The 25,839-nt window shown below is 37.6% G+C and carries 25 protein-coding genes and 3 other annotated features; of the genes, 3 read left to right on the forward strand and 22 right to left on the reverse strand.

Annotation, left to right across the window (positions count from 1 at the left end):
• Window positions 1-329: 329 nt before the first annotated feature.
• The 10 genes from F7888_RS07935 to zapA all read right to left on the reverse strand — a co-directional run bounded on the left by F7888_RS07935 (window position 330) and on the right by zapA (window position 11,350).
• Window positions 330-1,307 carry an electron transfer flavoprotein subunit alpha/FixB family protein gene (locus F7888_RS07935; RefSeq protein WP_191778641.1) on the reverse strand — a complete coding sequence of 326 codons (978 nt, stop codon included), beginning with the start codon at window positions 1,305-1,307 and terminating at the stop codon, window positions 330-332.
• A 38-nt stretch (window positions 1,308-1,345) separates the two neighbouring features.
• Window positions 1,346-2,119, reverse strand: a complete 774-nt coding sequence (locus tag F7888_RS07940; protein ID WP_191778642.1) for an electron transfer flavoprotein subunit beta/FixA family protein — start codon at window positions 2,117-2,119, stop codon at window positions 1,346-1,348.
• Between the two features lie 55 nt (window positions 2,120-2,174).
• Window positions 2,175-2,948: an enoyl-CoA hydratase gene (locus tag F7888_RS07945; protein ID WP_191778643.1), complete on the reverse strand. Its 774-nt coding sequence runs from the start codon at window positions 2,946-2,948 to the stop codon at window positions 2,175-2,177.
• A 60-nt stretch (window positions 2,949-3,008) separates the two neighbouring features.
• Window positions 3,009-3,605 (reverse strand): TetR/AcrR family transcriptional regulator, encoded by a 597-nt coding sequence (locus tag F7888_RS07950; RefSeq protein ID WP_191778644.1) that lies wholly within the window; start codon window positions 3,603-3,605, stop codon window positions 3,009-3,011.
• Window positions 3,606-3,828: 223 nt separating this feature from the next.
• On the reverse strand, window positions 3,829-5,523 hold the full coding sequence (locus F7888_RS07955; RefSeq protein WP_191778645.1) for a long-chain-fatty-acid--CoA ligase: 1,695 nt from the start codon (window positions 5,521-5,523) through the stop codon (window positions 3,829-3,831).
• 286 nt (window positions 5,524-5,809) lie between these two features.
• On the reverse strand, window positions 5,810-6,217 hold the full coding sequence (locus F7888_RS07960) for a DUF350 domain-containing protein (protein WP_191778646.1): 408 nt from the start codon (window positions 6,215-6,217) through the stop codon (window positions 5,810-5,812).
• A gap of 15 nt (window positions 6,218-6,232) precedes the next feature.
• Window positions 6,233-8,593 carry an endonuclease MutS2 gene (locus F7888_RS07965; protein ID WP_191778647.1) on the reverse strand — a complete coding sequence of 787 codons (2,361 nt, stop codon included), beginning with the start codon at window positions 8,591-8,593 and terminating at the stop codon, window positions 6,233-6,235.
• 43 nt (window positions 8,594-8,636) lie between these two features.
• Entirely contained in the window at window positions 8,637-10,352 is a 1,716-nt protein-coding gene (gene polX / locus F7888_RS07970) for a DNA polymerase/3'-5' exonuclease PolX (RefSeq protein WP_191778648.1), read from the reverse strand.
• Between the two features lie 157 nt (window positions 10,353-10,509).
• The gene (locus F7888_RS07975) at window positions 10,510-11,052 is read right to left on the reverse strand and encodes a CvpA family protein (RefSeq protein WP_191778649.1); all 543 of its coding nucleotides are present in this window, start codon (window positions 11,050-11,052) and stop codon (window positions 10,510-10,512) included.
• The gene (gene zapA / locus F7888_RS07980; protein WP_191778650.1) at window positions 11,045-11,350 is read right to left on the reverse strand and encodes a cell division protein ZapA; all 306 of its coding nucleotides are present in this window, start codon (window positions 11,348-11,350) and stop codon (window positions 11,045-11,047) included. Before zapA ends, F7888_RS07975 begins: the two co-directional genes overlap by 8 nt.
• Window positions 11,351-11,714: 364 nt before the next feature.
• Between zapA and rnhC the strand changes: the two genes are divergently transcribed.
• Window positions 11,715-12,662, forward strand: coding sequence for a ribonuclease HIII (gene rnhC, locus F7888_RS07985; protein WP_191778651.1), 948 nt, complete (start codon window positions 11,715-11,717; stop codon window positions 12,660-12,662).
• A 192-nt stretch (window positions 12,663-12,854) separates the two neighbouring features.
• Here the strand turns inward: rnhC and pheT are convergent, their stop codons facing one another.
• The 4 genes from pheT to F7888_RS08005 all read right to left on the reverse strand — a co-directional run bounded on the left by pheT (window position 12,855) and on the right by F7888_RS08005 (window position 18,233).
• Complete coding sequence (gene pheT, locus F7888_RS07990) at window positions 12,855-15,269, reverse strand: phenylalanine--tRNA ligase subunit beta (RefSeq protein ID WP_191778652.1); 2,415 nt, start codon at window positions 15,267-15,269, stop codon at window positions 12,855-12,857.
• 18 nt (window positions 15,270-15,287) lie between these two features.
• On the reverse strand, window positions 15,288-16,322 hold the full coding sequence (pheS, locus tag F7888_RS07995; RefSeq protein ID WP_191778653.1) for a phenylalanine--tRNA ligase subunit alpha: 1,035 nt from the start codon (window positions 16,320-16,322) through the stop codon (window positions 15,288-15,290).
• Between the two features lie 83 nt (window positions 16,323-16,405).
• Window positions 16,406-16,663: a binding site (T-box leader), on the reverse strand.
• 55 nt (window positions 16,664-16,718) lie between these two features.
• Window positions 16,719-17,447, reverse strand: coding sequence for a YwaF family protein (locus F7888_RS08000; RefSeq protein WP_191778654.1), 729 nt, complete (start codon window positions 17,445-17,447; stop codon window positions 16,719-16,721).
• A gap of 24 nt (window positions 17,448-17,471) precedes the next feature.
• Window positions 17,472-18,233: a TrmH family RNA methyltransferase gene (locus tag F7888_RS08005; RefSeq protein ID WP_191778655.1), complete on the reverse strand. Its 762-nt coding sequence runs from the start codon at window positions 18,231-18,233 to the stop codon at window positions 17,472-17,474.
• Window positions 18,234-18,380: 147 nt separating this feature from the next.
• On the opposite strand from F7888_RS08005, the gene sspI reads away from it, so the two are divergent.
• Window positions 18,381-18,590, forward strand: coding sequence for a small acid-soluble spore protein SspI (sspI, locus tag F7888_RS08010; protein WP_191778860.1), 210 nt, complete (start codon window positions 18,381-18,383; stop codon window positions 18,588-18,590).
• 39 nt (window positions 18,591-18,629) lie between these two features.
• Here sspI and F7888_RS08015 read toward each other — a convergent pair whose 3' ends face one another.
• Complete coding sequence (locus F7888_RS08015) at window positions 18,630-19,715, reverse strand: M42 family metallopeptidase (RefSeq protein ID WP_191778656.1); 1,086 nt, start codon at window positions 19,713-19,715, stop codon at window positions 18,630-18,632.
• Between the two features lie 77 nt (window positions 19,716-19,792).
• On the reverse strand, window positions 19,793-20,281 hold the full coding sequence (locus F7888_RS08020) for a dUTP diphosphatase (RefSeq protein ID WP_191778657.1): 489 nt from the start codon (window positions 20,279-20,281) through the stop codon (window positions 19,793-19,795).
• Window positions 20,282-20,401: 120 nt separating this feature from the next.
• Between F7888_RS08020 and F7888_RS08025 the strand changes: the two genes are divergently transcribed.
• On the forward strand, window positions 20,402-20,794 hold the full coding sequence (locus F7888_RS08025) for a sigma-w pathway protein ysdB (protein ID WP_191778658.1): 393 nt from the start codon (window positions 20,402-20,404) through the stop codon (window positions 20,792-20,794).
• 32 nt (window positions 20,795-20,826) lie between these two features.
• On the opposite strand, the gene F7888_RS08030 is transcribed toward F7888_RS08025, so the two are convergent.
• The 6 genes from F7888_RS08030 to thrS all read right to left on the reverse strand — a co-directional run bounded on the left by F7888_RS08030 (window position 20,827) and on the right by thrS (window position 25,490).
• Window positions 20,827-21,417 (reverse strand): TVP38/TMEM64 family protein, encoded by a 591-nt coding sequence (locus tag F7888_RS08030; protein WP_191778659.1) that lies wholly within the window; start codon window positions 21,415-21,417, stop codon window positions 20,827-20,829.
• Between the two features lie 110 nt (window positions 21,418-21,527).
• Window positions 21,528-21,803, reverse strand: a complete 276-nt coding sequence (locus F7888_RS08035; protein WP_191778660.1) for a DUF1294 domain-containing protein — start codon at window positions 21,801-21,803, stop codon at window positions 21,528-21,530.
• 72 nt (window positions 21,804-21,875) lie between these two features.
• Window positions 21,876-22,232 (reverse strand): 50S ribosomal protein L20, encoded by a 357-nt coding sequence (gene rplT, locus F7888_RS08040; RefSeq protein ID WP_191778661.1) that lies wholly within the window; start codon window positions 22,230-22,232, stop codon window positions 21,876-21,878.
• Between the two features lie 40 nt (window positions 22,233-22,272).
• On the reverse strand, window positions 22,273-22,473 hold the full coding sequence (gene rpmI / locus F7888_RS08045) for a 50S ribosomal protein L35 (protein ID WP_191778662.1): 201 nt from the start codon (window positions 22,471-22,473) through the stop codon (window positions 22,273-22,275).
• Between the two features lie 21 nt (window positions 22,474-22,494).
• On the reverse strand, window positions 22,495-23,013 hold the full coding sequence (gene infC / locus F7888_RS08050; protein ID WP_078545182.1) for a translation initiation factor IF-3: 519 nt from the start codon (window positions 23,011-23,013) through the stop codon (window positions 22,495-22,497).
• Window positions 23,014-23,110: 97 nt separating this feature from the next.
• Window positions 23,111-23,246, reverse strand: a sequence feature (ribosomal protein L20 leader region).
• A gap of 312 nt (window positions 23,247-23,558) precedes the next feature.
• Window positions 23,559-25,490 (reverse strand): threonine--tRNA ligase, encoded by a 1,932-nt coding sequence (gene thrS, locus F7888_RS08055; protein WP_191778663.1) that lies wholly within the window; start codon window positions 25,488-25,490, stop codon window positions 23,559-23,561.
• Between the two features lie 53 nt (window positions 25,491-25,543).
• Window positions 25,544-25,793, reverse strand: a binding site (T-box leader).
• Window positions 25,794-25,839 lie beyond the last annotated feature (46 nt).

A 25,839-nucleotide genomic window follows, 5' to 3' on the forward strand; every position in this document is an offset into this window, starting at 1 on the left:
AACCAAAGTATATCACCATTGTTTTTTAGATGCTAATTATTTGACTCAAAGGTAATCTTTCCCCATTTTTTATACTCATATGTATTGTAAATGTAAGATGTGATTGTTTTTTACTAGGCTGTTTTCGTATATATTGTTGCTTTTAATACCGCAGCCTGAATACACTCCACGTCCTGTGGGGACACACATATCCCACGGGAGTCTTGAGTGTATTCAGTCTGCTAGAAATCTCATTCTCAATAATTCATCTCAATACAACAACAAACTTTGAGAAAACAGCTTTGCCAAAAAAGAAAGCGAGCTTTTTGAGCCCGCCTTTTTAAGTCATACTATGAATGAACTTTTAATTTCTTAAATTCTTCAGTAAGTAACGGAACAACCTCAAATAAGTCACCAACGATTCCGTAGTCTGCCACTTTAAAGATATTTGCTTCTGGATCTTTATTGATCGCTACAATTACTTTGGAATTAGACATGCCAGCTAAGTGCTGAATAGCACCTGAAATTCCACAAGCGATATAGAGGTCAGGTGTGACGACTTTACCAGTTTGGCCAATCTGCAATGAGTAATCACAATAATCAGCATCACATGCACCACGTGATGCACCAATTGCCCCACCTAAAACATTCGCTAACTCCTTAAGTGGTTCAAATCCTTCCGAACTTTTCACACCACGTCCGCCAGCAATGACTACCTTTGCTTCTGATAGATCGACACCAACAGCTGCTTTTCTGACCACTTCTTTTACAATCGTTCGTAAGTCTTTAATATCAATATCTACTACTGATACTTCACCTGTAAGTGAATCATCTGGATCGAGTGGAGAAATATTATTAGGACGAATCGTTGCAAAAATGATTCCCTCAGTAATAATTTTCTTCTCAAAGGCCTTGCCTGAATAAATTGGTCGAGTGAATACAATATTTCCACCAGCTTCATCGATTTCTGTCACATCTGAAATTAAACCAGCCTGGAGCTTAGCTGCAAGTTTAGGCGCCAAGTCTTTCCCAAGTGCTGTATGACCGATGATAATGCCATCAGGTTTTTCCTCATTTATAACTGTTAATAGTGCTTGTGAATATCCATCAGGAGTATATGCTTTCAATTTATCGTGTTCAACCACTTTTACTCGATCTGCCCCATAGTGAAACAATTGATCTGATAATCCCTTAACTCCTAGACCAAGTAAAACAGCTACAACTTCTCCTCCTTCTGCTACTGTTTTCCCTGCTGCAATCGTTTCAAAAGAGACATTTCGTAACGAATTATCACGAACCTCTGCAAGTACGAGCACCTTTCTTGACATATCTTTTTCCCCTCCAAATCGTTGATAGACAAGCTTATTTAAATCACTTTTGCTTCACGATGTAGTAAGGACACAAGCTCAACCACTTGATCCGCTATTTCACCCTCTAATACTTTCCCAGCTTCCTTTTTAGGGGGAAGATAGATTTCGATTGTTTTTGTTTTTGCCAAAACGTCCTCTTCATCTAGATCAAGATCATCTAATTCTAATTCTTCTAATGGTTTCTTCTTCGCTTTCATAATTCCTGGTAAGGATGGGTATCGAGGCTCATTTAATCCTTGCTGACAGGTCACAAGTAAGGGGAGAGTTGTTTCAATTGTCTCAGTGTCTCCTTCTACATCTCTCACAACTGTCACAGTATCATCCTCTATATCTAGCTTTGTGATGGTAGTCACATATGGTATCTCCAAATTTTCAGCCACTCGAGGTCCAACCTGGCCAGATCCACCATCTATGGCTACATTTCCTGCTAATATTAAATCAACATCCTTGTCTTTTAAGTATTCAGAGATTATCTGAGCTGTAGTAAATTGATCCCCATTCTCTAAGTCATCCTCAGTATTAATCAGGACCGCTTTATCAGCCCCCATCGCTAATGCTGTTCTTAATTCTTTATCTGAGTCTTCAGTTCCTACAGTAATAACAGTTACTTCTCCACCAAGCTTATCTCGAACTTGAATAGCTTCTTCAACTGCATATTCATCATAAGGATTGATTATGAATTCAGCTCCATCTTCTGAAATTCTCCCCGCTGAGATGGTGATTTTTTCCTCTGTATCAAAGGTTCTTTTTAATAAAACGAAGATATTCATACTTTTCCCTCCAAAGAACTAGATTAAAAGAATGATGACGAGAAAGCCTATCAATTTATTTCCCTTTAAAAACAGGCTTCCTTTTTTCAATAAATGCTTGGATTCCCTCTGTTGAATCTTCTGTGGCAAATACTTGAGCGAACAATTCTGCTTCTCTATCAACAACTCCCTGGAAATCTTCCTTTTTTGCAAGATTTAATAGTTCAATTGTTGCCGCGATTGTTGTTGGGCTTTTTAAGGCTATTTTTCTAGCAATCTTTAATGTCTCTTCTAACACTGCTTCTTCACTAAAGGCATGATTCGCTAATCCAAAACGAACAGCTTCTAGACCTGTGATAGGATCACTTGTCCAGAACATTTCAGCTGCCTTTGCTGCCCCTACATATCGAGGAAGACGTGCTGTCCCAGCAAATCCTGGTATGATTCCTAACTGTAATTCTGGTAAACCAAGCTTCGCATCCTCACTTACAATTCGCATATGACAAGCGAGAGCTAGCTCTAATCCACCACCTAATGCAGCACCGTGGATACTTGCTATAATTGGTTTGGAGAATTGCTCAATCCGTTCAAACAGCTGCTGTCCAAATTTCGCTAAGCTTGAGTAATCACTCTCTCCTTTTAATGAGAGGAATTCTTTGATATCTGCTCCTGCAGAGAAGAATCGTCCTTCTCCATGAAGCACAATCACTCGTATATTTACATCCTTCTCCACCTCATCCAACAAGTCCGAAAGCCCTTTCAAAACTTCTGAGGACAAGGCATTCGCCGGAGGACGGTTAATACTAATTAACGCAACATGATCCTGCACCTTCATTTGCCAATGCTTCATTCTTTATTCCCCCTTAGCTTGAGACGATATCTATAACGGCCTGAGGTGTGAGCTCAGGACCTAATTAACAGGCTGAGCCACTCCACATCCACTAATTAAAAGGTGATGAACTTTTTTTGATAAGCTAACTAAATCATATTTTTGCTCGTTCATGACCCATGTGGTAACTGTTTCATCGATTGTACCGAAAATCATTTGTCTAGCAAGACGGACATCTAGATCCTGAGAAAATTCCCCTGATTCAATCCCAGATTTAATGATGGAATCAACAATCATTAAGTATTCCTTAAGTACTTCATTAATCCGAAGCCTTAATTCCTTGTTAGATTGACGGAGTTCAAGCTGTGTAACGACTGCTAAATGAAAATCTGCTGCTAATTGTGAGAAATGATTTTCAATCAATGTTAATAATTTGTCCGCAGCAGAGGATCTGATATTGATTTCCTCCTGTATAGTTTCAATAAAAGCTCCTAACTTTTCTTGGAACAAGGAAACTAAAATATCTTCTTTGTTTTTAAAATAAAGATAGATTGTTCCGTCTGCTACTCCTGCTTGTTTTGCAATTTTTGATACTTGTGACTGATGATAGCCATTCTCTGCGATGACAATAACAGCAGCATCAATAATTTGTTTGTACTTTGGTTTCGTTCGATTCATAATGCTGTACTTCCCTTCATTAAAATGAATGAATAATCATTCATATTTTAATAATAAAGAGTTTCATAGCTGCTGTCAAGGTAGAGTTCCCAATATATACGGTTAGCACATAGGACATCTAAAGTTTTAATGTGCTAACCCTTCTTTATCGGTTTCATTTCCATTGTTCTATTCTATACTCCATTCATTATGATAATCCTAACTATTCATATTAATCAACTAATTAAGCATCTTTTTTTTGTTTTTCCTTCTCCTCATCAATTAGCGCTCTGCGTAATATTTTACCTACTGCTGTTTTTGGTAGTTCTTTTCTAAATTCATATAATCTAGGTACCTTGTAGGCAGCAAGATGCTTTCTGGAGAATTTTTCCAGATCCTCTTCCGTACATGTTGCCCCTTCCTTCAGAACAATATAGGCTTTAACTGTTTCACCTCTGTACGCATCTGGCACACCAGCTACAACGACTTCCTGCACACTTTCATGCTCATAAAGTACTTCTTCAATTTCACGAGGATAAATATTAAAACCACCTGCAATGATCATGTCCTTTTTACGATCAACCACAAAGAAATAGCCATTTTCATCCATATAACCCAGATCCCCAGTTAATAACCAATCATTTCGCATAACTGCAGCGGTTTCATCAGGTCTGTTCCAATAGCCCTTCATCACTTGCGGGCCTTTCACTGCGATTTCGCCAATTTCCCCAGGGTTATCAACCGGCTCACCAGTCTCTAGAGATAATATCACTGCTTCTGTATCTGGCCATGGTAGACCAATACTTCCAATGATACGTTCTCCCCATAATGAGTTAGAATGGGTAACTGGAGAGGCTTCTGTTAATCCATAGCCCTCAACAAGCTTTCCACCTGTTACACGTTCAAATTTATCTTGAACCTCCACAGGTAATGGTGCAGAGCCACTAATACAGCATTCAATTGAAGACAAGTCATAATTTTGAATATCCGGGTGGTTTAACAATCCAATATAAATGGTAGGCGCACCTGGAAACAGTGTTGGCCTTTGTTTGGAAATAGTTTTTAATGTATCTTCAACTTCAAACTTAGGGAGAAGAATCATTTTAAATCCTTGTAAGACAGATAAGTTCATCACTGTAGTCATGCCATATACATGAAAGAATGGTAAGATCCCAAGAACTGATTCTTCCCCTCTTTTTGCTCGATACATCCATTTCGCACACATGATTGTATTCGAGACAAGATTTAAGTGCGTTAACATGACACCCTTAGGAAATCCGGTAGTTCCACCTGTATATTGAAGTAGAGCTAGATCCTCCACAGCATCAATATTCATTGTTATTTCATCTTCCCTTGCTTCTTCGAGAATCCTTTTGAATAAGTGTGTGTTTTCAGCATGTTCAACCTTAACAACAACTCCATGCTGTTTCTTCTGAATAAAAGGATAAATCATGTTTTTCGGAAACGGTAAATAATCCTTGATTCCAGTCACAATAATATGTTGTAAGCTACTCACGTTCGGTTTCACTCTCGAGACTCGAGGGAAAAGCAAATCTAGTGTAATAATCACCTTGGAATCGCTGTCATTCAATTGATATTCAAGCTCTCTTTCCATGTACAAAGGGTTTGTTTGCACAACAATACCACCAGCCATCAGCACTCCATAATAACTAATTACTGCTTGAGGACAATTGGGGAGCATAATCGCTACACGGTCACCTTTTTCAATACCAATCTGCTGTAAATAGTTTGCAAGCTTACAAGATTCTAGATACACTTCTTTGAATGTTAGCTCTTTGCCAAGAAAATGTATGGCCTTCTTGTGTGGAAACTCAGTGGCTGCATCTTTCAAAAACTGTGATAGAGGTTTTTTCTCATAATTAAGTGAATGGGGAATTTCATTTGGATACTGATTTAACCAGGGCTTCACTAATTCCATTAGGCTTCCTCCCTTTTCCCTAATATCTAAACCTACAGACTGATACGCTCATAAAACACACTTTAAAAGCGCTTTCATTATTCCCATTATATAACATTGAAAATTTTGTGACAATTAATAATTACATGGTTTCCTAAATTAGTACAGGCTATAAATATAAAAATAGCCTGACTGAATGAGTTACAGCCAGACTATTACTTAGTTACGTAAAAAATACTAAATAAATAATACCGATAATAATAAATCCCGCACAACAACCAATTAATACTTTTGCCAATGTTTCCATTTATCCAATCCCACCACCAATGACAAATGAGAGGCCGATTGAAATAATCATAGAAATCAAACCTACTGCACGATTGTCTTTTTCGATTTCTTCATCAATTTTAAATTTTGGTGTTAGAAATTCAAAAATGAAATAGGCTGTTAGCAGTAAAAGAAATCCAAACATCCCCCAAGCCATCATTTCTAATAATGTGTCATGATTGCTGATGGAATAGTGAAAGATATTTGCCATGCCAAATATCTTTCCACCTGTTGCCATTGCTACAGCCATATTCCCATTTTTAATTTCATCCCAATTACGATACTTAGTTACAAGTTCAAATATAGCTAAAGATACAATAATACATAGGACAACAACACTAAAATAGGCAGCAGTTTGTATAAATTCATTTTCCCAAAAACCAGTCATAAGGATATCCCCCACTTATTTCAATTCAACAACCGTAACTCCAGTTCCGCCTTCACCCGCTTCACCGAAACGAGCTGATTTAATTGAACGGTGTTTTTTCAAATATTCTTGAACACCTTGTCTTAGTGCACCAGTACCTTTTCCATGAATAATAGAAACTCTAGGATAGCCTGCTAATAATGCATCATCAATGTATTTCTCCACTCGTACCAGTGCATCTTCAAAACGTTCACCACGTAAATCAAGCTCAAGCCCAACATGATAATCTCTTCCCTTGATTGTAGCAAGTGGTTTTGTTTCAACTGGCTTTGGTCTACTTACATACTCAATGTCTTTTTCTTTGACCTTCATCTTCATGATACCCATTTGAACCTGCCATTCGTTACTTCCTACCTTTTCAATAAGATGACCTTTTTGGTTAAAGCTTATCACCTTCACCTCATCACCAGGGAGTAACTCTTTCTTAACCTGTTTAGTCACAGGTTGATTCTGCTTTGATTTTTGTAAAGTTGGAATGGCTTTTTCAAGTCGTTTTCTCGCATCAATCAACTCATGCTCTTTTACTCCAGCACGCTGACTAAGCTGCATCCTTCTCAAATCTTTGATAATTTCTTCTGCTTCTACAGCTGCTTTTTCGATTGTTTCAGCTGCTTTTTTCTCAGCCTTTTCATAAAGCTTGTCACGTTCTTGATTGAATTCTATAATCTGAGCTTGAAGTTCTTGATGAAGCTGTTCAGAATCCCTTCGAATACGGTCAGCTTCTTCTAATTCCTCTTCTGCTTGTTTTCGTGTTTGTTCCAATGAAGCAATCATGTTTTCCACTGTATTACTTTCTGTACTTACATGATTACGAGCTTGTTCAATCACTTCATTCTTTAAGCCTAGCCTTTTGGAAATTTCAAAAGCATTACTTCTTCCTGGAACACCGATTAGTAATCGATAAGTTGGACTTAGTGTCTCCACATTAAATTCTACGCTTGCATTTATGACACCTTCACGATTATATCCGTATGCCTTTAATTCTGGATAATGTGTGGTTGCAATGACAATCGCACCTCGATTATACACTTCATCCAAAATAGAAATTGCAAGTGCTGCTCCCTCTTGAGGGTCTGTTCCAGCACCAAGCTCATCAAATAACACTAAGCTCTCATGATCCACTGAATTAATGATATCAACGATGTTAACCATATGAGATGAAAACGTACTTAAGCTTTGCTCAATTGATTGTTCATCACCAATATCAGCATATACATACTTGAAGACCGCCATTTCAGACCCATCTAGAGCAGGAATTTGCAGCCCAGATTGTGCCATCAGAGTGAAAAGCCCTACGGTTTTAAGCGTAACTGTTTTACCTCCAGTATTCGGGCCCGTAATGACAATTGAGCGATAATCCTTGCCAATTTCAATACTGTTTGGAACCACTTCTGTTGGATCAATGAGAGGATGCCTTGCTTTATCAAGTCTTATATACCCTTGATCATTCATTCTTGGCTTTGATGCTTTTATTTTTTGACTATAACCTGCTTTAGTAAACATAAAATCTAAATCAGCAAGTACTCGTACATTTTCTAATAATTCTTGTCCAAATTCTGCGACATAGACAGATAATTCTTGGAGAATTCGTTCAATTTCCTGCTTTTCTCGAACCTTTGCCTCTGATAATTGATTATTCAAATCAACCACTGATTGAGGCTCGATAAATAACGTAGCTCCTGATGAAGATTGATCATGAACAATTCCACCATAAGTACTGCGATACTCCTGTTTAACAGGAAGAACATATCGATCGTTTCGAATCGTGATGATCGCATCTGATAACGTCTTTTGAGCTGATGAAGAACGTATCATATTTTCGAGTTTTTCACGAATTCTTGATTCACTTGTACGTAAACTTTGACGAATAGAACGTAGCTTTTCACTCGCTCCATCTAAGACATCACCATTATCATCTATACAAAACTTAATTTTCTGCTCTACTTCAAATAATGGAGCAATGAAGCTTGCAAATTCATCTAAAATGGGAATTTCAATCCCATCTTCAACCATTGTTTCAATAAACTTCTTCATTTGCCTTCCAGAATAAATCGTTGAAGCGATATCTAATAGCTCATGTGTTCCAAGTATACTACCTATCATTGATCTTTTTACACCTGCACGAATATCCGTTAAGCCTCCTAGGGGTACATTCCCTTTTAGTCGAAGGACTTTCACTGCCTCATCCGTTTGCTCTTGTAAGAGGAGTACCTCTTCATAATCTGTAGAAGGCAAGAGCTGTTCCACTCTTTCTCTTCCTAGTGAGGATGCAACATGCTTACTAAGCTGTTCTTTCACTTTATTAAATTCCAATACATTTAATACCCGTTGTTGCATGTAGAGAAACCCCTTTCTGTAACTTTCTTATTTATGAGGGCTTTTACTTACGATTTAAATACGCAATTAAGTCTTCCGTTTCCCATGTATTCATAACTTGTTCCTTTTTAACCCAGCCTTTTTTTGCTGTTGAGATGCCATATTTCATATGGTCTAACATCTCTATATTATGTGCATCTGTATTTATTACAATCTTTACACCCGCATCTGCTGCTTTTCTAATATATTCAGCTGACAAGTCTAATCGGTGCGGATTTGCATTTAATTCAAGAGCTGTATTTGTTTCCTTAGCAAGTGAGATTAATAAATCAATATCAACGTCATAACCGTCTCGTCTACCAATGATTCTCCCTGTTGGATGCGCAATGATATCAACGTGCAAATTCTCTAACGCTGTCTTTAGTCGACTCATGATTTTCTCGCGTGAATGAGAGAAGCTTGAATGAATCGATGCAATAACAATATCCATTTCTGCGATGACCTCATCATCATAATCCAATGTACCATCAGGAAGGATGTCCATTTCTACTCCTGATAGAATTGTAATATCATCATATTTCTCATTTAATCGAGCGATTTCTTTCTTTTGTTGTAGCAATCTTTCAGGTGTCAGACCATTTGCCACTCGTAAATATTGAGAATGGTCAGTGATCGCCATAAATTTATAGCCTTTTTGGCGACATTGCTCGACCATTTCTTCAATTGAAAAAGCACCATCACTCCAGGTTGAGTGCATATGAAGATCGCCTCTTATATCTGATAGCTCGATAAGACCACTTTCAGTAGAGAATAATTCCACTTCTGTCCCATCTTCTCTAAGCTCTGGTGGAATAAATGGTAGGTTGAAATACTGATAAAATTCCTCTTCCGTTTCAAACGTATAAATTTCATTGGTTTCTAAGTTCTCAACACCATATTCACTGATTTTTTCACCACGTTCTTTGGCGAGCTGTCTCATTCTCACATTATGGTCCTTGCTTCCTGTGAAATGATGAAGGGTTGTGATAAACTCATGAGGCTTCACTAGTCTGAAGTCTACTGAGACATCATATAGGTATTCTAGTTCCAAAGACACCTTCGTTTCACCACTAGCAATAATATTCTTCACTTGTGGAAGGGCTAGCAACTGATCTCTCACCTTTAAAGGCTCATTTGTGCTTATAATAAAATCTAAATCCTTAATCGTTTCACGCATTCTTCGAAGACTTCCAGCTCGTGAAAATTGCATGATACCCTCCATTTTCTCTACTGCCTGTTCAATCACTAGCGCTAAATCTAGCATCATGGCAATTGGTAACCGCTCTGGTCTGTTTCCAACCTCTTCAATCGCAGCTAAGATTTTCTCTTCTGTCTTCTTTCCAAACCCTGCTAGATGCTGTACTTTGTTTTCAACACATGCCTTCTTTAAGGATTCAAGATCAACTACTTCAAGCTCTTTATATAGCTTCGCGATCTTCTTTCCACCAAGACCTTGGAGCTTGAGCAGCGGAATTAACCCTTCTGGCACTTCTTGTTTAAGCTCCTCAAGCACAGTTGAGGTTTCAGTGTTTATGTACTCCTCAATCACAGAAGCAGTCCCTTTTCCAATTCCAGATAATTTCGTAAAATCATCAATAGCACTAAGACTTCGATCATCATTTTCTAATGCAGCTGCAGCCTTTCGAAAGGCTGATATTTTAAAAGGGTTGTCCCCTTTAAGTTCCATATATATCGCAATTGTCTCTAAAAGCTTAATCACATCTTTTTTATTAATCTCCATTAAAAACACTTCCTTTACTACCTACGATTCACTAGTTAAAATGATACAGATTTTTTTCATTTTGTACAAACGAGAAAAAAGCTGTCCATTAAGTGACCTTACACCATGTTCATCTCTAGAGGTGAATTGATGCGAGGCACTTTTGCGTCGGACAGCTTTATTGTGCTAAATGGGCAAACCATAAATCTTTTATTTTCCCTGAGAAGATAGGAGTATGCTGCACTATTGCTTTTGCCATAGATGAATCACTAATGGATGTTTGAACTGCTTCTATTGGCATTAATGCACCAATATATAGCAAAACAAAAATCACAAGATACACCTCAACAAACCCTAATACACCACCGGCCCAACCATTAATCTGTTTTAGAAGTGGCAATTGTGCTAAGAAATCTAGCATTGAACCGAATATTTGCATGATTATCTTTGTCGCAAAGAATAGAATAGCAAAAGCGATTGCTCGATAATAAGCAGCTTCCATATCAGTGATTTCCATTAAAAATTCAAGTGGTGGCACACCTGATAATTCTGGATATGGGATCCATAGTGTTAATTTTGGTGCTAAATCATCCACATACATATAAGCTACGATAAATGCAACAATAAACCCAGTCAGGTGAACAATTTGAAGTATGAACCCCCTCTTAAGTCCAACTAAAAAACCCATCACAAGGATGATTATTAATAATATATTAAGCATTGTTCGTCCAATCCTTTTCTTTTTCTAAATAATATTTTAGCTCTTTTTCAACCAGCTCATAGTCTTCTTTTAATTTTAAATATTCGTGAACGACATTAACAGCCGTTAGAACAGCTAGCTTATTTATATCTAAATATGGATTTTTTGCACCAATGTCACGCATTTTGTCATCGACCATTGAAGCCACTAGACGAATATGACTTGTACTCTCGGTGCCGACAATTGAATATTGTTGTCCATATATATCAACGGTTGTTCTAGTTTTTGATGGTTGTTGTGACAACGCTTTTGCCTCCATTCATCTGTTAAAAGAAATTCAGTCATTAACAGATTCATTAAACTTTTATTTTAATGGTTACATGATAAAATTAATTCTATGATACCTAATTTTAAAATCTATCCATAATGATAACATGAACCATCGTATTATGGAAAGATATCTAGACATTAGTTATGATAGAAAGTAAGATTTTTTATTTGGTTGTTTTCTCAAGGTTTGTTGATTTAAGATTACAAAGTAGTTTCTAGCAGTCTGAATACACGCAAGACTTCCGTGGGATGCGTGAATCCCCACAGGACGCGGAGTGTATTCAGGCTGCGGCTTTAAATACAACATATATAAGAAAACATCCTTTTATTTTAACCTTTAGGAGTTGTTATGATTGTCAAATAGCGTACTTAAAGTGGACTCTAGTGTAATGAAGAAACTGGAAACACATTATTCTCAGTATAAAGTTGATAAACTCCCCCCTGGCAGTATCTTTGTTGCAAAATTACCCTCCTGTACAATTACTGCTTATAAATCAGGAAAAGTACTTTTCCAAGGAGGTGCCGCCCAAGTAGAAGCAAGTAAATGGGGAGCTTCTGAAAGTACTAATCCTGCGGCCTCAGGTGTAAAATCAACTGCAAAACCTAAAGCTCAGCATGGTTATGCCCCTCCAAAGGATATCGCCGAACTCTCCATCATCGGATCAGATGAAGTGGGTACAGGTGATTATTTCGGACCAATGACCGTTGTTGCCTCATATGTATCCAAAGATAAGATTCCTTTGTTAAAGGAATTAGGGGTAAAGGACTCTAAGAATTTGAATGATACACAAATATGTGAAATTGCAAAAGACATTATTGAGGTCATCCCATACAGCTTACTCATTCTACATAACCCTAAGTATAATCAACTTCAAAGCAGTGGAATGACACAAGGGAAAATCAAAGCACTATTACACAATCAAGCCATCAATCATTTATTTGATAAAATAGCTCCAACACAGCCAGATGGCATTCTAATTGACCAATTCGCAGAGCCTGGTGTTTACTTCAGACATCTTCAAGATCAAAAGAGAGTCATCAAGGAAAATGTCTATTTCAGTACAAAGGCTGAGGGCGTACACTTATCTGTTGCGGCATCATCAATTATCGCTCGTTACGCGTTTGTAAAACAGTTTGAAAAGCTTAGTAATAAAGCTGGGATGACATTACCAAAAGGGGCGGGTGCACAGGTTGATGTGGCAGCTGCTAAATTAATTAAAAAGCTCGGGGTTGAAGCATTAGGGGAATTTACAAAACTTCACTTTGCCAATACAGAAAAAGCAAAAAAACTCATGAAATGATAAAAAGCATTTTAGTATAAATTGTTGCTTTAAATATCCGCGTCCTGTGGGGGCCCACGCATCCCACGGGAGTCTCCGTGTATTCAGTCTGCTAGAAACTTCACTTTCAATTAATTAACATCTAAACCACAACAAACTTTGAGAAAATAGCATAATCAAAAGCTGCCTAAACAATAGGCAGCTTGATTTTAATTATGAACGTAAGCTCGCTCCGAATTTTTCTTCGACAACGGCTAATACTTTCCCATGTGCTTTTGTTACTTCTTCATCTGTTAATGTACGTTCTGGATCTTCGTAACGTAATGAATAGGCAACAGATTTCTTCCCTTCTTCCATACGTTCACCTTCATATAGATCAAAGATTGATACATCCTTAAGTAGCTTGCCACCAGCTTCAACAATGGCTTGTTTAATTTCACCAGCAGCAATCGTTTTATCAACTACTAATGCAATATCACGCGTCATTGATGGGAAACGTGGAATACTTGAATAAGTGACATCTTCAACCTTTGCACCAAGCAATTGTTCTAATGATAGTTCATATACATACGTTTCATTTAAATCTAGCTCTTTTTGAACGGTTGGATGCACTTGACCAACGAAACCGATCTCAGTCCCATCTAATAATACGTGAGCTGTACGACCTGGGTGCATTCCCTCAATCTTAGCTTGCTTATAAGAAATTCGCTTTTGTAATCCTAATAAATCAAAGACTCCATCAAGCACACCCTTGATCACATAGAAATCAACTGCTTTCTTCTCACCCTGCCATAGATTTGATTGCCATAGACCAGTAGCTGCTCCTGCAAGATGCTCTTTTTCAGTTGGAAGCTTATTCTCTCCGTTTGAAACGAATACAGAACCAATTTCATAGACTGAAATATGATCTACTTTACGAGCAATATTGTGTGATAGTACCTCTAATAGGTGTGGAATAATACTTAATCGTAGAACACTACGCTCTTCACTCATTGGCATAGACAGCTTAATTGGCTCAGCTGTTTCAAGAGCATATTGGTTCACTTTACTACTGCTTGTAAGTGAATACGTTACAGCTTGATAAGAACCAGTACCTTCTAGGTAACGACGAATAGATCGTCGCTTAGCTTGATAGTCAGATAATTTCCCAGGGAAAGTTTGCCCAACTGGTAAAGTTGTTGGTAGGTTATCATAGCCATATAAACGTGCAACTTCTTCAATTAAGTCCTCTTCTATCGTGATATCTCCACGTCTTGTAGGAACTGTAACAGTAAATGTTTCATTGTCTACTACTGATTCAAATTGAAGTTTTGAGAAAATAGCTGACACTTCATCCGCTGAAATACTTGTACCTAACACCTTATTAATACGTTCTAATGTAATTGTTACTTTTGCCGGTTCCATTGCTAGTGTATCAACCTCAACTACACCGTCAAGAACTTCTCCACCTGCATAACGAACCATTAGCTCAGCTGCACGATCAGCTGCTTCACGCGTTCTATTCGGATCAATTCCTTTTTCATAACGTGAGCTTGCTTCACTTCGTAATCCATGATCTTTTGAAGCCGTACGAATCGTTCCGCCTGTGAAGTAAGCTGATTCGATTAATACTGTCGTTGTATCTGATTGAACTTCAGAGTTTGCTCCACCCATTACCCCAGCAAGAGCTACTGGCTCTGTGCCATTCGTGATTACTAGATGATCTGGAGTTAATGTTCTTTCTGTATCATCTAAAGTTGTGATTTTTTCACCCGCTTTTGCACGGCGAACGAGAATTTCCTTTGATCCTAGTCGATCATAGTCAAACGCATGTAATGGTTGACCATACTCAAGTAAAATGAAGTTTGTAATATCAACAACATTATTATGTGGACGGATGCCTGCTGCCATTAAACGATTTTGTAGCCATAATGGTGATGGCGCAACTTTTACATTTTTCACGACACGAGCCACATATAATGGATTATCTTCACTTGCTTCAACTGATACTGAAATATAGTCTGAAGCTTTCTCAGCCACTGTAGATAATTCAATTGTTGGAAGCTTCACTTCCCTTCCCAAAATTGCGCCAACTTCATATGCCACACCAAGCATACTTAACGCATCTGCTCTGTTCGGTGTAATGCTGAGCTCTAATACTTCATCGTCAAGATTTAATTGCACTAGTGCATCTGCTCCAGGCTCTACATCTGTTGGAAATACAAAGATTCCTTCTGAATATTCCTTTGATACAAGCTTAGATTCAATACCAAGTTCTTGAAGGGAACAAATCATACCGTGGGATTCTTCACCACGAAGCTTTGCTTTTTTGATTTTGAAATTGCCAGGTAACACCGCGCCTACCTTTGCAACAACAACCTTTTGACCTTTATCAACATTTGCTGCGCCACAAATAATTTGCACAGGCTCTTCGTCACCAACGTCTACTAAACACTTGTTCAGCTTATCCGCATCAGGATGTTGTTCACGTTCAAGGACATGACCAACGACCACATTTTTGATGCCCTCGCCTAAGACTTCAACACCTTCAACTTCAATTCCACTCTTTGTAATTAAATCAGCCAGCTCGCTCGCTGATACTCCTGTCAAATCGACATATTCACTAAGCCATTTATATGATACAAACATGTAAAATCACCCTCCTTATTACGCTCGTTTAAATTGTTGTACGAATCGAATGTCATTTGTATAGAAATGACGAATATCATCAATTCCATACTTCAGCATCGCAATACGCTCTGCTCCCATTCCGAAAGCAAATCCCGTATATTTCTTTGAATCAAATCCTGCCATCTCAAGAACATTTGGGTGAACCATTCCAGCACCTAGAATTTCAATCCAACCCGTTTTCTTACAGACATTACAGCCTTTTCCTCCACAGATAAAGCATGAGATATCCATTTCAACAGATGGCTCAGTAAATGGGAAGAAGCTAGGGCGCAAACGAATTTGTCGGTCTTCACCAAACATTTTCTTCGCGAATACCTCTAAAGTCCCCTTCAAATCACTCATTCTGATATTCTCATCAACGACTAAACCTTCAATTTGCATAAATTGATGTGAGTGTGTCGCATCATCATTATCACGACGGTATACTTTACCTGGACAAATGATTTTTACTGGACCTTTCCCTTTATGTTGTTCCATTGTTCTTGCTTGAACTGGTGATGTATGCGTACGCAATAAGGTTTCTTCAGTTATATAGAACGAATCCTGCATATCACGAGCTGGATGTCCTTTCGGAAGATTCAACGCTTCAAAGTTATAATGATCTTCTTCTACTTCGAATCCTTCTGCAATTGAATAACCCATTCCTAAAAATAAATCTTCAATCTCTTCAATAACTGCTGTTAAGGGATGATGATTTCCAACCTTTACAGGACGACCTGGTAAAGTTACATCAATTGTTTCAGAAGCTAATTGCTGTTCTACTGCAGCTGCTTCTAATTTCTCCTGCTTTTCTGTTAACACTTCAGTAATTTTTTCTCTTACGACATTAACTAGCGCTCCCATTTTTGGGCGTTCCTCCGCTGATAACTTACCCATTCCACGAAGAACCTCTGTTATCGGGCCTTTTTTCCCTAAATAAGCAACACGAATGTCATTTAGTTGTTTTAAATCCGTTGCTTCCTCAATCTTTGCAAGTGCTTCTCCTTGAAGCTCTTTTAAACGATCCTCCATCTTACATCCTCCTTAATTACTCATTATGTGATTCCTTACATATCCGCTAAAAACTTTTGGAAAACACAAAAACCCCGCCCCCAAAAAGGGACGAGGATATCATCGCGGTACCACCCTTGTTAACCGTCACATTAATGTATGATTAAACATACAAGAAATGACTGTTCACTTCATTTTGATAACGGTTAAACCGGTACACCTTTACGCTCTAATAGAGCGGTCCAAGTGCCAACTCAAGAGGTGAAATTCACTCATGTTTTTACCATAAAAATGCTTGCAGTCTTAGGCATTTTCTCCCTGAATGGAAACCATTAGCTACTCTTCTCTATCATCGTTTTTTCATATGTAAATAATAGATATTATTATAATATAAGAGGAACATTGATGCAAACCCATTTAAGCTCTAGCACGTTTTTTTTCCTCGACAAAAGCAAATGGCAAGTAAATTAAGCAAAAGATCCCAAGAGCAGCCACTTCAAGTGATAGGAGATACCAAGGATATGGGCCTAGTAAATCAATCAAGCTTGGGTTCGTTGGCTTTCTAGATAGGAACATATAATTTCCACCGGTCCACTTATTCACGATAAACACAAAGACGGCGAGTACATTTAAAGCCCCAAACGCCTTCCATACCGATTTCATTGTAGGTCGATATCCCTCAAACCAAATCATATATAGGCTTGCGAGGATGATCGCAATATGAGCTAAGAAAAAATGAAAATATCGATAATGAGGAAAGTCATATGCAAGTTCAGGGGTAATCATTGCTTGCAATGCTCCTCCTACACCTAAGAATAGGGTCACTTCAAACAATAAGAAATTTCTCGTAAATAGCATAACAATACTTAGCATTAAGGAGATTGAACAAAGTTGAAATGGGAGAGAATCGACCGGATTCCATACACCTGTATAGGAATACCATATGTATAATGTTAATTCACTAACTAACAGTAGACCAGCTAAGAAGTAGCGTATGATTCGTCTACCACTGCCTGAGATGCTATTCCTCAATAAATAGAAGGCTACTACCGTGGAAACCAGCAATAGTAGCATGACTATATGTGATAAGGAAAACAATTGAAATGGTTCACCAATGACTTTAAAGCCAGCATACTTTTCAATCATCTATTCTCACACTTTCGATAAGATTTATCTTAAATGATAAAGTAGAATTGCTGCAGCTATCGCTACATTCAGCGATTCACTTTTTCCGTAGATTGGGATATAGAGATTCTGTGTGGTTTCTTTCAGCAGTTCCTTGTTCACACCATTCCCTTCATTCCCAACGATTAGTCCAAAGGCCACTTGAGATGATGATACCTCTTGATATGGAACTGCATGAAGTAGTGCCGTACCATACACTGGTATTGATTCTTCCTTCAATTTATCTATCCATTGCTGTAAATTCCCTTTTATAATCGGGAGATGAAAAATCGCTCCTTGTGTAGAACGTATTACTTTAGAATTATAGACATCAACCGTTCCATCACCAATAATGACAGCATCTATGCCTGCTGCTTCAGCCGTACGAATTAATGTCCCAAGATTCCCTGGATCCTGTACCGCATCTATTAATAGTAATTTTGAAGCATGTTTGTCTAACTGAAAGTCTTGAACATCTCGTTGTTTACAGACGGCTACAATACCTTGTGTTGTCTCAGTCTCAGAGATTTCCTTCATGATTTCATCTGTTACAATCCTAACCATGACATCATCTAACTGCCAACGAGATGGAATCTCAGCATGTTCACTTATTATGAGTTCAGAAATAATATTTTGATATCCTAAAGCTTCCTCTACTAAATGAAATCCTTCGATCAAAAATGATTTTGAACGATCGCGTTCTTTTTTTGTTTGAAGCTTTTTCCATTGCTTCACAAGTGGATTCTTAATTGATTCTATTCTTTTCAATGAGTTAAACTCCTTCTTTATATATCTATGACGGTATAGTACAAGCTATACTAACATTTTCTTTCATTATATCCCAAAATAAATACATAATAAAATCTGAATATGTAAAAGCTACATATGAAAAGTTACATAGGAAGGGTGTTAATGATGGATTTAAATTTACGTCATGCAGTTATTTCAAATGTTTCTGGGAATTCACAAGGAGAATTACAAGATACGATTGTTGACGCGATCCAAAGCGGAGAAGAAAAAATGCTTCCAGGTCTAGGCGTATTATTTGAAGTAATCTGGCAAAATGCTTCTCAAGAAGAAAAACAAGAGATGCTAGCTACGTTAGAGCAAGGATTAAAGAAATAATGAAAGAGGCAGACGAATCTGCCTCTTTTTGTTTGCCCTTTATTCAAACGTGATCTGATCAACTGTTTTACGATCAAGACGTTTAATAACAGCTACAATTAGTTTTACTGCATTTTCATAATCATCACGATGTAGAATCGCTGCATGTGAGTGAATATAACGTGTAGCAATCGTAATCGCTAAAGATGGTACTCCTTTAAATGTTACATGAATCGCACCAGCATCTGTTCCACCACCGGGAACATAATCAAATTGGTACGGTATATCAAGCTCATCTGCTACATTTGTTACATAATCACGAAGTCCTTTATGCGAAACCATTGACGCATCGTATAGAATAATTTGAGGACCTTTCCCCATTTTACTTAAGGCTTCCTTTTCAGTAACGCCTGGAGTATCACCAGCAATCCCTACATCTACTGCGAAGCTTAGATCTGGATTGATTAATTGCGCTGAAGTTTTAGCCCCTCTTAATCCAATTTCTTCTTGAATTGTGCCTACACTATAGACAGTATTTGGGTGTTCTTCGCCTTTTAGCTGTTTTAATACATCGATAGCGATCGCACAGCCGATACGGTTGTCCCATGCTTTTGCCATAAGCATTTTTTCATTATTCATCACTGTAAATTCAAAGTATGGAACGGCTTGGTCTCCAGGACGAACACCAAATTCCATTGCTTCTTCTCGACTTGAAGCACCGATATCAATGAACATATCTTTGATTTCAACTGGTTTTTTTCGTGCTTCTGGTGATAAGATATGTGGCGGCTTTGAACCGATGATACCTGTTACTTCACCTTTACTTGTTACAATCGTCACTCGTTGAGCAAGCATGACCTGAGACCACCAGCCACCGATTGTTTGAAATTTCAAGAAACCTTTATCATCAATGTTAGTAATCATAAAGCCGATTTCATCTAAATGCCCAGCTACCATGATTTTCGGACCATCTTCTCTTCCTACTTTTTTTGCTACTAAACTGCCAAGACCGTCTGTTGTTACTTCATCAGCAAATGGAGTGATGTACTTCTTCATTACCTCACGAGGTTCTCTTTCATTCCCAGAGACACCCTTTGCATCAGTTAAATCTTTAAGCATTGTCAATGTTTCATCTAGCTTTGCCATGTATTCAACTCCTAATATGTACGGTATATGTCATTCATTCCACTTAATTATACAAAAGATTCTTTAAAAAGCGAAATTTAATAACCTTGTTCTTGTCTCTCAAAATTCACTTCATTCTTTGATATATAAGCTTGAACGATTTGCTCTTCTGAAAATCCAAGAATCACAGCCAATGTGAAATAATCTTGAATTAATTTCTTATAATCCTCTATGGATTTACTTGATTGAAAGGCTGTGATTTGTTGATACAGCACTAAAAACTGCTCAACTGTATTCCCCTTCTTTTCCTCTAGAAAATCAAGCACTTCGGATTCAAACCCTAAATCTATACCAAGTGATAAGATAAAATGTACACCATCTACAAATTCCTCTAATATTGTCTCACGACTAGCAGGAGGCTTTAAACTCCAAAATTTAAATGCTCTCGTTTCATTCGCTAATTCACCTAACTCAACCAGCAAAGCCAATATTTTTCGATCAAATAAATCCTCATCTTCTAAATGATGCTGATTAACAATATGTTGGTCCAGCTTAGTTTGCATAGTAAAAAGTTGTCTTAAATCCATTCCATCAGCTCCTGTTCGAATCAATAGATAAAATTATAACAAATAATTATCATAAAAATGAAACCTTTTCACTTCTTGTTCGTAAATAAAAGGAATCATACTGCGCAGGAGGAATATAGAATGATTGTGATACTATTAAGATTATTATTATTTGCAGCAATCTTCTTTATTATATTTAGCATTATTAAATATATTTTGAGCCCAAAACGAAAACTAGAGCTTGCTCATGAGCAAAAAAAATTTTACTTCTTAGATGATCAAAAGAACGTCAGAAAGAATTTTCAACTGACTTATAAAGGAGTATTATTTGAGGGCGAGAAATATTTAGGAACAACAGATCGAGCTTTTGATGTAATATCCATTTTTGTATGGACGAAGAACACAGCCGAATTAAAAGGACTGACGTATGATGATTTCAACGTTGTTGAGAGAAAAATAAAAGCAGCCTATCCAAATGCAAAAATTGATTGGAAGAGTCCAATTAAAGAATTCCTCATGAAAAAACAGCGATAGTTGAGTTCTATCGCTGTTTTTTCTATCTTTTTTTATTCGCCAAATTTCTTCTCTACCTTAGGAGCGAAAAACTCGTTCCATTTAATAATCACTTGCTTTTCCCTTAAGAGATAAAACAATAGAGTTAGAGAAAGAAGAATGACGGCGATCATCGTTGCCGAAAACTCTCGGATAAATTGCCCGAACACTGTATAGAATAGGGCAACTGGGATATTGGTTACAATTGAACTCTTAGTATATTGTCTAAAGTTTCTTGTTACCTCTATTAGGCAGAGTGATAGAAGATGAAAGTTAATAAAAGGAATTAACCGCAAAATGGCAATTTGCCCAATTGTAAAATTCACCTTATCCCCAAGCCATTTCTCCTTTAAGCGGTTAACCTTCTTGAAAGTTGATGGCATCTTCTTAAATAAAACGTAAAAAGCAACACTTAAGCAGGACAACCCTATTAGTGAATATAGCGTGCCAAATAATGCTCCAAATAATATCCCCCCGACTACACAAACAACTTGAACAGGAATTAATAAAAACGGTCTGATAAGATGTAATAAAATAAAGGCTGCTGGTGCAAGCATACCGGTTGATTCGACAAATACAAATAACAATGTCATTGTATCATCCAAGCTAGGTCACCTCTTCTCCCTTGAGGATTCATGACAATCTGAATTAGGTGAAAATCAGAACTTGTGATGCTACTTAAAGATATACAACTTCTCTTGGTTTTATGACTACTTTAGACATACATGACTAGTATATAAAGATAAATCAAGGCCGTTACAATCGATAATAATGGCAAAAGCACTCTAAACGAAAGATGCTTTGTTTTATGACGGAAACGGAACATACCGATTGTTAATCCAAGTGCCCCACCTAATATGGCTGTGACCCAGATCTGACGCTCACTGATTCTCCATTCATTCTTTTTTGCTTTTTGCTTATCACTATACATAACGGTATATCCATAAAAGTTAATGATTGCATAAATGATAACTATTACCCAATTATTCATAGTTTCCCTCCAACAAAAAAAGATCATCCTCTAATACTACTAGAGAATGATCTTTTCTACTATCCTTAAAAATTACTTAAGGTTGTTTTTTGCAACTGTTGCTAATTCAGCGAAAGCTTTTTCATCGCTAACTGCTAATTCAGCAAGCATTTTGCGGTTTACTTCGATACCAGCAACTTTTAATCCGTGCATTAAACGGCTATAAGAAAGACCGTTCATACGTGCAGCTGCGTTGATACGAGTAATCCAAAGCTTACGGAAGTCGCGCTTCTTTTGACGACGATCGCGATAAGCATACATTAATGATTTCATTACTTGTTGGTTTGCTACTTTATATAAAGTATGTTTTGAACCATAATAACCTTTTGCTAATTTTAATACCTTTTTACGACGTTTGCGTGTTACTGTACCGCCTTTTACTCTTGGCATTGTGTTTCCCTCCTAGATCTATCTTTCAAAGTTATGCGATTTATTTGATGTTGTCTAATAAGTGACGAATACGTTTGAAGTCGCCTTTGCTCACTACAGTAGATTTACGTAGCTTACGCTTTTGCTTTTGAGACTTATTAGCGAATAAGTGGCTAGTGTAAGCGTGTGAACGCTTCAGCTTACCTGATCCAGTCTTCTTAAAACGCTTTGCAGCGCCACGATGTGTTTTCATTTTTGGCATTGGGTGTTCCTCCTCAATTCATTACTTTTCGTTTTTCGGTGCTAACATTAAGAACATACTACGTCCGTCCATTTTCGGTGCAGATTCAACTGTACTCACCTCAGCACAAGCTGCTGAGAAACGGTCTAATACTCGTTGACCAATTTCTTTATGTGTAATGGCACGGCCTTTAAAACGAATTGATGCTTTTACTTTATCGCCTTTTTCAAGGAATTTAATCGCGTTACGCAATTTCGTGTTAAAGTCATGCTCATCAATTGTAGGACTTAAACGAACTTCTTTAACATTAATAATCTTTTGGTTTTTGCGGGCTTCTTTTTCCTTCTTTTGTTGTTCAAAGCGGAATTTCCCATGATCCATAATTTTGCATACAGGGGGTTTCGCATTTGCTGCTACAACCACTAAATCAAGGTTTACTCTTGCAGCAATTTCAAGTGCTTCTTGCTTAGTTTTGATACCAAGCTGTTCACCATTTTGATCAATCAAACGAACTTCACGTGCACGAATGCCCTCATTAACCATCATGTCTTTGCTAATAATTAGCCACCTCCAAGGTAATTTGCCGAATCCTTATTTGATATGCCGAACACGGCTTCTTCAACCAATGATTTTCATATTGAACCTAATTTCCAGGTTTACACATAAAAAAGTGTGGATGCATACTACACCCACACTTACGATTTCAATTAAATAATTAAAAGATATCTCGTAAACCTGTCAACTACATAAACATGTGTCATTCAGGTGAGAAGCGGGTGCTTCTGCTTATTACCAAACAAGTATTCAGTTTCCTCAGTTACTATACCATGCATACGTGTTGCACGTCAAGTCAATCGCTTTTTTTAGCACAAAAATTATTGTAACAGAGTATTTATGTTATATCAAGGTTTTTTTATCGAATGATTGTTTTTCGTATATGTTACTATTTTTAAAGCCTAATCCTGTATACACTCCGCGTCCTGCGGGGTGACTGGTGAGCCTCCTCGTCGCTTTCGCTCCTGCTCACGTCTCACTTTAGCCACGTATCCCGCAGGAGTCTACGTGTATTAAGGCTGCTATAATATGCAACAAACTCAAAAAACTGCCTAACGATTTACTTCTTGTTTTAGTCCTTGAACAAAGGCATCAAAGCTTACTGTTTCTGATTTTTGTTCACCATATTTACGGACATTTACTGCATGTTCCTGTACTTCATTATCACCTACAACAAGCATGTAAGGAATCTTTTGCATTTGTGCTTCTCTTATCTTATAGCCAATCTTCTCATCACGCTCATCAAGCTCGACACGGAAGCCTTGTGCTTGTAAGTCTTCTTGAACCTTCTTAGCATAGTCTAAGTGAGCTCCAGGTGAGACTGGAATCACTTGAACTTGTATTGGTGAAAGCCAAGTTGGGAATGCCCCCTTATACTCTTCAATTAAGAAAGCAACGAATCGTTCCATTGTTGAAACCACTCCACGGTGGATAACAACAGGTCGATGCTGTTTCCCATCCTCACCTACATAAGTTAAATCAAATCGTTCTGGAAGCAAGAAGTCTAATTGAACAGTTGAAAGAGTTTCGTCCTTTCCTAATGCTGTACGAACCTGTACATCAAGCTTAGGACCATAGAAAGCAGCTTCTCCTTCAGCCTCATAATAGTCAAGACCAAGATCATCCATCGCATCTTTTAACATACCTTGCGCCTTTTCCCACATTGCATCATCATCGAAATACTTTTCCTTATCCTCTGGATCACGATAGGATAGACGGAAGCTATAATCTTTTAAGCCGAAATCTTTATATACCTCTTGAACTAAATTCACTACACGGATGAATTCATCCTTAATTTGATCAGGACGCACAAAGATATGAGCATCATTTAATGTCATTCCTCGAACACGTTGAAGACCTGATAATGCTCCACTCATTTCGTAACGGTGCATTAAGCCAAGCTCCGCAATACGAATTGGTAGCTTACGGTAGCTGTGGATTTCGTTTTTATAGACCATCATGTGATGTGGACAATTCATTGGTCTTAAGACAAATTCTTCATTTTCCATTTCCATTTTCGGGAACATGCCATCTTGATAATGATCCCAGTGTCCAGACGTCTTGTAGAGATCAACACTACCTAATACCGGAGTATACACATGGCTATAGCCTAATCTTTCTTCTTTATCTACAATATAGCGTTCAATCACACGACGAATTGTTGCACCTTTTGGTAACCAAAGTGGTAAGCCTTGACCAACTTTTAGCGAGTTTGTGAATAAATTTAATTCTTTTCCTAATTTACGGTGGTCACGCTCTTTCGCTTCCTCTAACAGGCGTAAATGCTCATCGAGCTCTGCTTTCTTGAAAAAAGCAGTACCGTAAATACGTTGTAGCATTTTGTTTTTGCTATCCCCGCGCCAGTAAGCACCTGCAATGCTTAATAGCTTAAATTCTTTAATTTTGCCAGTAGAAGGAACGTGTATCCCACGACATAAATCAAAGAACTCGCCTTGTTCATATATAGTAACTTTCTCACCCGCTGGAATAGCTTCAATTAGTTCCAATTTTAGATTGTCACCAATCTCACTAAAACGAGTCATAGCTTCTTCGCGACTTACTTCTTTACGAACAATATCAAGATTTTCATTTGTGATTTTTTTCATTTCTTTTTCAATCGCTTTTAAATCCTCTGGAGTTAATGATTCCTCCATATCAATATCATAATAGAATCCATTCTCAATAACTGGGCCAACACCTAATTTAACATCTTTATATAAACGTTTAATTGCTTGTGCCATTAAATGCGCAGTACTATGACGCATGATTTCTAAGCTTTCAGCACTGTCTTGAGTGATGATAGCAATTTCTCCATCTTCAAGAATTTCAGTACGAAGGTCTATTTGCTGTCCGTTGAATAAGCCAGCGATTGATTTCTTTTTTAAGCCAGGACTAATTGAGCCGGCAATATCTTCAGTTGTCGTGCCTTTAGGAAACTCCTTTACTGCACCGTCTGGAAATGTAATTTTTACTACTTCTGACATGACATTCACTCCTTTAATCATTTTTTTAGACAAAATAAAAAACTCGCCCCTAAAAAAGGGACGAGCTATTATTTATAAGTTCGTGGTTCCACCCTTGTTCCCATGTAAGTAGCTAAGCTTCTTACAAGGCTCAAGAAAACGATAACGGGTTTTCCCGTCAGTAATTACTAAAAGAGTCGCTCTTTGTTCACTACTGAAGTTTAAAGGTGGTAAGTCATTGAATCGTGTTAGGAAGTTCTCAGCCTAGCCTTCCCTCTCTTTGAACCGTATCGCAATCACTCTTGTCCTTATCACTACTGTTCACTCTATTTGATTCTTGAATAAGTAATATGCTAAGTATTATATTGCT

It is taken from the genome of Litchfieldia stipae (genome assembly GCF_014837155.1).
GTDB lineage: Bacteria > Bacillota > Bacilli > Bacillales > Bacillaceae_L > Litchfieldia.

What these genes read in the sequence shown, in the direction of transcription:
- F7888_RS08025 (WP_191778658.1), top strand. Translation starts at nt 20,402, where the DNA reads ATGATTGTGATACTATTAAGATTATTATTATTTGCAGCAATCTTCTTT.
- sspI (WP_191778860.1), top strand. Translation starts at nt 18,381, where the DNA reads ATGGATTTAAATTTACGTCATGCAGTTATTTCAAATGTTTCTGGGAAT.
- pheT (WP_191778652.1), bottom strand. Translation starts at nt 15,269, where the DNA reads ATGTTTGTATCATATAAATGGCTTAGTGAATATGTCGATTTGACAGGA.
- rplT (WP_191778661.1), bottom strand. Translation starts at nt 22,232, where the DNA reads ATGCCAAGAGTAAAAGGCGGTACAGTAACACGCAAACGTCGTAAAAAG.
- rpmI (WP_191778662.1), bottom strand. Translation starts at nt 22,473, where the DNA reads ATGCCAAAAATGAAAACACATCGTGGCGCTGCAAAGCGTTTTAAGAAG.
- polX (WP_191778648.1), bottom strand. Translation starts at nt 10,352, where the DNA reads ATGGAGATTAATAAAAAAGATGTGATTAAGCTTTTAGAGACAATTGCG.
- pheS (WP_191778653.1), bottom strand. Translation starts at nt 16,322, where the DNA reads ATGGAGGATCGTTTAAAAGAGCTTCAAGGAGAAGCACTTGCAAAGATT.
- F7888_RS08035 (WP_191778660.1), bottom strand. Translation starts at nt 21,803, where the DNA reads ATGAATAATTGGGTAATAGTTATCATTTATGCAATCATTAACTTTTAT.
- F7888_RS07935 (WP_191778641.1), bottom strand. Translation starts at nt 1,307, where the DNA reads ATGTCAAGAAAGGTGCTCGTACTTGCAGAGGTTCGTGATAATTCGTTA.
- F7888_RS07940 (WP_191778642.1), bottom strand. Translation starts at nt 2,119, where the DNA reads ATGAATATCTTCGTTTTATTAAAAAGAACCTTTGATACAGAGGAAAAA.
- zapA (WP_191778650.1), bottom strand. Translation starts at nt 11,350, where the DNA reads ATGGAGGCAAAAGCGTTGTCACAACAACCATCAAAAACTAGAACAACC.
- F7888_RS07955 (WP_191778645.1), bottom strand. Translation starts at nt 5,523, where the DNA reads ATGGAATTAGTGAAGCCCTGGTTAAATCAGTATCCAAATGAAATTCCC.
- thrS (WP_191778663.1), bottom strand. Translation starts at nt 25,490, where the DNA reads ATGTCAGAAGTAGTAAAAATTACATTTCCAGACGGTGCAGTAAAGGAG.
- F7888_RS08000 (WP_191778654.1), bottom strand. Translation starts at nt 17,447, where the DNA reads ATGATTGAAAAGTATGCTGGCTTTAAAGTCATTGGTGAACCATTTCAA.
- F7888_RS07965 (WP_191778647.1), bottom strand. Translation starts at nt 8,593, where the DNA reads ATGCAACAACGGGTATTAAATGTATTGGAATTTAATAAAGTGAAAGAA.
- F7888_RS07945 (WP_191778643.1), bottom strand. Translation starts at nt 2,948, where the DNA reads ATGAAGCATTGGCAAATGAAGGTGCAGGATCATGTTGCGTTAATTAGT.
- F7888_RS07975 (WP_191778649.1), bottom strand. Translation starts at nt 11,052, where the DNA reads ATGCTTAATATATTATTAATAATCATCCTTGTGATGGGTTTTTTAGTT.
- F7888_RS07950 (WP_191778644.1), bottom strand. Translation starts at nt 3,605, where the DNA reads ATGAATCGAACGAAACCAAAGTACAAACAAATTATTGATGCTGCTGTT.
- F7888_RS08015 (WP_191778656.1), bottom strand. Translation starts at nt 19,715, where the DNA reads ATGGCAAAGCTAGATGAAACATTGACAATGCTTAAAGATTTAACTGAT.
- F7888_RS07960 (WP_191778646.1), bottom strand. Translation starts at nt 6,217, where the DNA reads ATGACTGGTTTTTGGGAAAATGAATTTATACAAACTGCTGCCTATTTT.
- F7888_RS08020 (WP_191778657.1), bottom strand. Translation starts at nt 20,281, where the DNA reads ATGGATTTAAGACAACTTTTTACTATGCAAACTAAGCTGGACCAACAT.